The sequence below is a fragment of the Zavarzinia sp. genome (assembly GCF_041650655.1).
Lineage (GTDB): Bacteria > Pseudomonadota > Alphaproteobacteria > Zavarziniales > Zavarziniaceae > Zavarzinia.
The window spans coordinates 1-6,935 of sequence record NZ_JBAZKR010000157.1; the positions used below are offsets into that span (position 1 = coordinate 1).

9 protein-coding genes, 2 tRNA genes and 1 pseudogene are annotated in these 6,935 nt (G+C 66.9%); 5 read left to right on the forward strand and 7 right to left on the reverse strand.

Features of this window, described 5'->3' with window-relative positions:
- Window positions 1-37 precede the first annotated feature (37 nt).
- The 4 genes from WC493_RS20970 (at window position 38) to WC493_RS20985 (ending at window position 2,725) form a co-directional block, all read left to right on the forward strand.
- Window positions 38-113: transfer RNA gene (locus WC493_RS20970), tRNA-Glu, on the forward strand.
- Between the two features lie 90 nt (window positions 114-203).
- Window positions 204-764: an invasion associated locus B family protein gene (locus WC493_RS20975; RefSeq protein ID WP_373068196.1), complete on the forward strand. Its 561-nt coding sequence runs from the start codon at window positions 204-206 to the stop codon at window positions 762-764.
- Window positions 765-897: 133 nt separating this feature from the next.
- Window positions 898-1,728 carry an oxidoreductase gene (locus WC493_RS20980; protein ID WP_373068198.1) on the forward strand — a complete coding sequence of 277 codons (831 nt, stop codon included), beginning with the start codon at window positions 898-900 and terminating at the stop codon, window positions 1,726-1,728.
- Between the two features lie 85 nt (window positions 1,729-1,813).
- On the forward strand, window positions 1,814-2,725 hold the full coding sequence (locus tag WC493_RS20985; protein ID WP_373068200.1) for an AraC family transcriptional regulator N-terminal domain-containing protein: 912 nt from the start codon (window positions 1,814-1,816) through the stop codon (window positions 2,723-2,725).
- 12 nt (window positions 2,726-2,737) lie between these two features.
- Here WC493_RS20985 and WC493_RS20990 read toward each other — a convergent pair whose 3' ends face one another.
- The 6 genes from WC493_RS20990 to WC493_RS21015 all read right to left on the reverse strand — a co-directional run bounded on the left by WC493_RS20990 (window position 2,738) and on the right by WC493_RS21015 (window position 5,934).
- The gene (locus WC493_RS20990) at window positions 2,738-2,974 is read right to left on the reverse strand and encodes a thioredoxin family protein (RefSeq protein WP_373068202.1); all 237 of its coding nucleotides are present in this window, start codon (window positions 2,972-2,974) and stop codon (window positions 2,738-2,740) included.
- Between the two features lie 14 nt (window positions 2,975-2,988).
- A complete protein-coding gene (locus tag WC493_RS20995) occupies window positions 2,989-4,038 on the reverse strand; it encodes a permease (RefSeq protein ID WP_373068204.1) in 1,050 nt (349 codons plus the stop codon).
- A gap of 7 nt (window positions 4,039-4,045) precedes the next feature.
- Window positions 4,046-4,360 (reverse strand): ArsR/SmtB family transcription factor, encoded by a 315-nt coding sequence (locus tag WC493_RS21000; protein WP_373068206.1) that lies wholly within the window; start codon window positions 4,358-4,360, stop codon window positions 4,046-4,048.
- A 68-nt stretch (window positions 4,361-4,428) separates the two neighbouring features.
- A complete protein-coding gene (locus WC493_RS21005; protein WP_373068208.1) occupies window positions 4,429-5,037 on the reverse strand; it encodes a DNA-3-methyladenine glycosylase I in 609 nt (202 codons plus the stop codon).
- A gap of 2 nt (window positions 5,038-5,039) precedes the next feature.
- Window positions 5,040-5,324, reverse strand: coding sequence for a YciI family protein (locus tag WC493_RS21010; RefSeq protein WP_373068210.1), 285 nt, complete (start codon window positions 5,322-5,324; stop codon window positions 5,040-5,042).
- A gap of 10 nt (window positions 5,325-5,334) precedes the next feature.
- Window positions 5,335-5,934, reverse strand: a complete 600-nt coding sequence (locus WC493_RS21015) for a TetR/AcrR family transcriptional regulator (RefSeq protein ID WP_373068212.1) — start codon at window positions 5,932-5,934, stop codon at window positions 5,335-5,337.
- Window positions 5,935-6,140: 206 nt separating this feature from the next.
- Between WC493_RS21015 and WC493_RS21020 the strand changes: the two are divergent.
- A pseudogene (locus tag WC493_RS21020) lies at window positions 6,141-6,485 on the forward strand (transposase); the annotation flags it as partial.
- Window positions 6,486-6,809: 324 nt separating this feature from the next.
- Here WC493_RS21020 and WC493_RS21025 read toward each other — a convergent pair.
- Window positions 6,810-6,897, reverse strand: a tRNA-Ser gene (locus tag WC493_RS21025).
- Window positions 6,898-6,935 lie beyond the last annotated feature (38 nt).

Sequence of the window (6,935 nt, forward strand, 5' to 3'; positions counted from 1 at the left end):
AGAGCCTGTATCCACCTGCACCTCGCGAACGCCTCACGTCTCCTTCGTCTAGAGGCCTAGGACACCGCCCTTTCACGGCGGCGACACGGGTTCGAATCCCGTAGGAGACGCCAGCGCGACTTTTCCCCGAAGCCTCGTCCTTTCGCCACCGGGCCGCTACCATGCGGGCGCCGGTCCCATTCGATTCGAGGCGAGTCTTCAGCATGTTCACGCGCACCGCGGCCCATTCCCTCCGCAGGGTGGCCTTGGCGGCCGCTCTCCTAGCCTATAGCGCCGCGGGCGCTTCGGCCGAAGAGCCGCGGCCGGACATGGAGACCAAGACCTTCGGGTCCTGGACCATGCGCTGCATGCCCCAGAACAAGCCGCCGGTGCCGCCCTGCGACATCGTGCAGAGCGTGACCAACCGCGACACCGGCCAGCAGGTCATGCAGGCGTCATTCGCCTTCCTGCCCGACAAGGGGCAATACGGCACGCAATTCCTGCTGCCCCTCGGCTTCCTGATCCAGTCCGGCGTGTTGATCCGGATCGACGGTGCGCCCGATATCACCGACTGGCCGGTGACCCGCTGCGAGCCCCAGGGCTGCCTGGTCGAGAAGCTCGTCCCGGCCGAGACCCTGAAGCCCTTCCGCGAGAAGGACAAGGGCACCCTCGCCGTGCTCGGCGCCGACGGCAAGCCGGTGGGTTTCCCGATCGATCTCAAGGGTTTCGCCCCGGCGATGGATGCCATGACGGCCCGGAACAAGGCCGCCGTGCCGGCGAAATAGTAAAGGCCCCTTCGACAGGATCGGGCAAGAAACAGGCAGGGCCGTTTCTAGCCCCGGGCCGCCCCTGGCCGATAGAGTCGGCGGCAACGATGCATCGTTGCCGTTCCACTCCCTATCCTCCACGGGACTGATCATGAAAACCTGGTTCATCACCGGGGCCAATCGCGGCCTCGGCTTGGCGCTCGCGCGCGCCGCCCTAGATGCCGGCGACAGTGTCGCCGCCACCGCCCGCGACACGGCGCCGCTCGCCACCCTCGGCACCTATGGCGACCGGCTGCTGCCGCTCGTCCTCGACGTCACCGATGGTGCGGCGATCGATGCCGCCGTCGAGGCCGCGCGGCAGCGCTTCGGCCGGATCGATGTGCTGGTCAACAATGCGGGCTATGGCCAGCTCGGCATCTTCGAGGAAATCGAGAAGGGGACGCTGGACCGGCAGTTCGCCACCAATGTCTTCGGCGTCTTCGATGTGACCCGCGCCGTCCTGCCGCTGATGCGGGCGCAGCGCGCGGGCCATGTGATCACCATTTCCTCGATCGCCGGCATCGAGGGTTTCGAGGGCTCCTCGGTCTATTGCGCGACCAAACACGCCGTCTCCGGCTGGTCGGAAGCCTTGGGGCGCGAGGTGGCGCGCTTCGGCATCGCCGTCACCTGCATCTATCCCGGCCGCTTCCGGACCGACTTCCTGGATGCGAGTTCGGTTCGTTACGGCGAGATCCCGATCCCCGACTATGCCGAGGCCTCGGCCCGCCACCGGGCCATGCTCGACGCGAACAACCACCTCCAGATCGGCGATCCGGCGAAATTCGCCGATGCGGTCCTGGCCCTCGTCGCGGCCGCGGCGCCGCCCGCCTGGTTCGCCGCCGGCTCCGACGCCTATGCCGTGTTCACGCGGAAGGCCGAAGCCCTGAGCCGCAATGCGGATGCCTGGAAGACGCTGACACTGTCGACCGACTTCCCGGCCTGACAGCGACAGGACCGTGCTAAAAGAGAAGAACGCGCCGGGGCGGGACGACCTGCCGCCCCGGCCGGCCTTTCGGGAAGGATCGCCGATGACGCTCGCCGCCGAGGATGCGGAGACCGAGGCCTGCCGCGAGCGGATGGCGGCGGTGATCGCCCGCCATCTCGATCATGACGGCGCCGCGGCGACCGCCGTGCCCGGCCTCACCCTGCACCGGCGGACGGTGGCGATGGAGCCCGGCGCCTTCCTCTACGAGCCTTCCTTCGCCTTCATCGTGCGGGGCACCAAGCGGGTGGTCCTGGGTGAAGAGAGCTATCACTACGACCAGTCGCATTTCCTGTTGACCGCGGTGGGCCTGCCGACTGTGGCCCAGGTCCTGGGTGCCAGTGCGGCGGAACCCTATCTCTCGATTCGGCAGGACATCGACCTCCAGATGGCACGCGACCTGATCGCCGAGGTGGACCAGCAGGCCCCGGCGGCGGCGATGGGCGCCGGCATGGCGGTCGGCCCGGTCACGCCGGCCTTCGCCGAGGCCGTGGCGCGCCTGCTCGACCTGCTCGACAGGCCGGCGGAAATCCCGATCCTGGCGCGCTCGATCCAGCGCGAAATCCTCTACCGCGTGCTGACCGGCCCGGTCGGCGGCCGGCTCCGCCAGGCGGTGGAGACGGGGACGCAGACCAACCGCGTTTCTGCCGCGATCCGCTGGATCCGCGAGAATTTCGACCGTCCCCTACGCATCGAGGACCTGGCCGCGGTGGCCGGCATGGGCGAATCCACCCTGCACCACCATTTCCGTGCCCTGACGGCGATGAGCCCGCTGCAATACCAGAAGCACCTTCGCCTGCACGAAGCCCGGCGCCTGATGATCGCCGAACGGCTGGACGCCGGCAGCGCCGCGCTTCGCGTCGGCTACGAGAGCCCGACCCAATTCAACCGCGAATACCGCCGCCTCTTCGGCGTCCCGCCGAAGCGGGACGTGCGGGCGATCCTGGCGGTGGCGTGACGTTCCGGCCGGCTACGCCGTCAGCCAGCGCCGGAGGTCGTCTTCCTTGGGCAGGCCGCCGGCGTGGACGACCTTGCCGTCGATGACGATGCCGGGCGTCGACGCGATGCCGTAGCCGGCGATGGCGGCATAATCGGTGATCTTCTCGACCGCGACGTCGAGGCCGAGGTCGCGCGCCGCCGCCTTCACCATTTCTTCCGTCGCCTGGCAGCGCTTGCAGCCGGGGCCGAGCACCTTGATGTCCTTCATGGATCGCGTCCTTCTCAGGAAAAGAGAGCGTTGAACAGATAGCCGACCGCGAGGATGCCGCAGCCGACCACGGCGATGAAAACGGCGATCAGGCGGAGGCTCAGAACCTTGCGGAGGATGATCATCTCGGGCAGCGAGAGGGCGATCACCGACATCATGAAGGCGAGCACGGTGCCGAGCGCCGCGCCCTTGCCGAGCAGGGCCTCGATCACCGGGATGATCCCGGCCGCGTTCGAATACATCGGAATGCCGAGCAGGACCGCCGCGGGAACCGACCACCAGGCATCCGCGCCCATGATGCCGGAGAGCAGTTCGGCCGGCACATAGCCATGGATCAGGGCCCCGGCGGCGATACCGGCGACGATCCAGTACCAGACCTTGCCGACGATCTCCTTCACCGCGTCCCAGCCCGCCTCGAAACGGTCGGTCCAGCCGAGCTGCCGGTCCGGAAGGTCGACGGCGCCGGCACGCACCTGGCGCACCCAGGGCTCCAGCCAATGTTCGAGATGCAGGCGGCCGATGACCCAGCCGGCGACGATGGCGATCGAGAGCCCGAAGAAGAGATAGGTGAGGGCGACCTGCCAGCCGACCAGCGCGAAGAGCAGGCCCAGCGCCACCTCGTTCACCATCGGCGCGGCGATCAGGAAGGAGAAGGTGACCCCCAGCGGAACCCCGGCCGAGACGAAGCCGACGAACAGCGGCACCGCCGAGCAGGAGCAGAAGGGCGTCACCACGCCGATGCCGGCGGCGGCGATATTGCCGATCCCCTCGCGCTTGCCGGCCAGCATCGTCCTCGTCCGTTCGGGCGAGAAGAAGCTGCGCACCACGCCCATGGCGAAGACCACGAGCACCAGCAGCATCAAGACTTTGGGCGTGTCGTAGAAGAAGAATTCGACCGAGGCGGCGAGATGGCCGCCCGGCGCGATCGGCAGTTGCGCCACCAGCCAGCGGGCGAAGGGCTGCAACTGACCATAGAGCGCGAACCAGAGGACGGCCGCGACGGCGAGGCCGCCGAACCAGGTGCCCTGCGACTTGCGGAACTGATCGAGCGATGCGCTGCGCATGTTCATCTCAGGCGACCTTCTTGTGTGGCCTTGCCACGGCCTGCGCCGGCAGGGCGGCGAGGACCGGCTCGACCACCGCCGCCCAGGCCCGCGGCAGATCGGGATTCCGGCGATAGCGCACCCATTGCGCGTCACGCCGGTCGATCACCAGGCCGACGGCCTTGAGCCGCGCCATGTGCCGCGACATCCGCGACTGACTGACACCCAGCCGCGCCATCAGCTCGCACACGCAATGCTCGTCGTCATTCCAGACGATCTGCAGCGCGCGGAGCCGGGTCGGCTCCGCCAGTGCGCTCAGGAGGGCGTCGATCGGCGTGTCCATGGGCGGATAGATATGCGCAAATCCGCATATGCGCCTTGATGCAAATCATTCGGCGGAGGGGCCGCGCATCATCCCGGTGGTGTGAAGGCCGCCCGGGCACCGGCGGCTTGTTCACGAACGACGCATCCCTCGACGTGATCGTTGATCAGGCCCATGGCCTGCATGAAGGCATAGACCGTCGTCGGGCCGACGAACGACCAGCCTCGTTTCTTCAGGTCTTTCGACAGGGCGACGGACGCCGCCGACGTCGATGCGGTCTGCGGCGCGGCCAGATCCCCCGGCCGGGGCTCGAAACGCCAGACATAGGCGGCGAGCGAGCCTTTCCGCTTCACCAATTCCTGCGCCCGCCCGGCATTGTTGATCACGGCGGCGATCTTGCCGCGATGACGGACGATGCCCTCGTTCTTCAGCAGGCGTTCGACGTCGGCATCGGTGAAGCCGGCGATCCGGTCGAAATCGAAATCGTGGAACGCGGCGCGGAAGTTCTGTCGCTTGGCGAGGATGGTGCGCCAGCTCAGACCCGACTGGAATCCTTCGAGGCACAATTTCTCGAACAGGCGGCGATCGTCCGCGACCGGAAAGCCCCATTCGGTGTCGTGATAGGCGAGGAATTCGGGCGCCGCCGCGCACCAGCGGCAGCGCGGCCGTCCATCGGGGCCAGGGATCGTGGCGCCCATGGTCAGGCCTTCAGGAACGCCAAGCGTTCATCGGTGCGGCCCGGGGTGATCGCCATGATCTCGGCGTCGACCACACCCTGGGCGACGAAGGGATCCTCCTGGACGCGAGCCTCGATCTCGTCGGGCGAGGCATGATGCGCCAGGATCGCGCCGCCTGCGTTCGGCTGAAGGCTGCCGGCCAGCAGGAAGACGCCATCGTCGAAGCCGCGTTTGAGCCAGGCATTGTGCCCGTCCATGAGCTGCGGTGCTCTCGTCTTGTCGCCGAAGCGAAGGGTGATGACGAACATGGCCTCTCCATCAGGCAGATTGGCGGGCATCGGGATTTGAAGCGGCGGGACATTGGGCGTACAGCCACGCCTCCATGTCGTCGACCTCGCGGCGGATGAAGGTTTCGTCGCCAAAGGCGGTGGCGAGCGTCGCGACGCCCTGGCTGCGCATCAGGAGGTGGAGGGCCAGCGCATCCGCCTCTGCCTCGCGCCCGAGCTTGGCGAACTGCCGGCCGAGCCAGTCGCGGAACAGGCCGAACAGGCGGGCCGCATCGCCCTTGGCCGCGTGATTCAGTTTCGCCAACTCGTTGCACAGCGTACCGACCGGGCAGCCATGAGCCATGATCTTCGCCCGGTTCATGACCAGGATATGGACGAAGCGGCGGATCCGGTCGGCGGGGGCGCTGGCATCCTGTTCCCAGGCTTCCAGCATGGCCCTCGTATTCGCCAACCGAAGCGCGATCACGGCGTCGAGGATCTCGTCCTTGGTCTTGAAGTGATAATAGAAATTGCCGCGCGACAGCCCGACATCCGCCGCGATATCGGCGAAAGAGGTGGCCTCGAAGCCTTGTTCGTAGAACAGCCGGTCGGCCGCTTCGACGATCTGCCGGCGTGTCTCGCTCGCGCGCAATGCCTTGCCTCCATGACGTCCGGCGCCGGCAGGAAGCCTGGAATCGCGCCGTAGGACATTTGACCTACGAATCTGTAGGGCAAATGTCCTACGCCGTCAACCGGCCGCCGCCAATGCCACGGCGTCCGCGCCGGCCGGGAAGCGCAATTGGCCGGAGGCATCATGAACGGCGTGCCAGATCGGCGCGCGGCAGACGGCGTGGCGCGCAGCCCCGCACGTTGTCCGACCAGCTCCGGCCCAAGGTGCCCAGGCTGGCGGCCCTGATGGACGCGGCCGAGCCCGATGTCCTGGCCTATATGAGCTTCCCGGCCCAACACCGGACCAAGTTGCACAGCACCAATCCGCTGGAGCGCCTGAACGGCGAGATCAAACGCCGCACCGAGGTGGTCGGGATTTTTCCCAACGAGGCCGCGATCACCCGGCTGGTCGGCGCCATCCTGCTCGAACAGAACGATGAATGGGCGGTCCAGCGCGCCCGCTACATGACCCTGGAAACCATCGCGCCCCTGGGCGATGATCCCATCGTCAATTTGCCTACCATGGCAACCTGACACATCCCGGCCCTGCCGGTGATCGACGGTCAAACACCGTCACCTACACCACCCCAGGGGACACGAGCCCTCCGAGCCCGAAGCCTTGGTAGTCGATGGCGTGCGGGCATCGCTGAACCTGTCAGATTGGGGAGACGCTCGCCTCGGCGGCTATGTGCGGAACTTAGCTATTCAGCATCCCGAGTATCAAGGAGATGAGTAAAGAGTCTGTTGCATGCCTTATTGACAGCTCTTTTCATCCCAAGCTTAACCGCTGGTAGAATAGGTGAGCTGTAGCGTGGAAACGGCGGCAATATCGCACCATGGAGGGCAATCGGCGGTGTTTGGCGGATGGGGTGGGATTCGAACCCACGGTGAGTTGCCCCACGGCGGTTTTCAAGACCGCTGCCTTAAACCACTCGGCCACCCATCCGGTGCGCCCTTTTAGCCTTGGCGCGGGCGGGCGCGCAA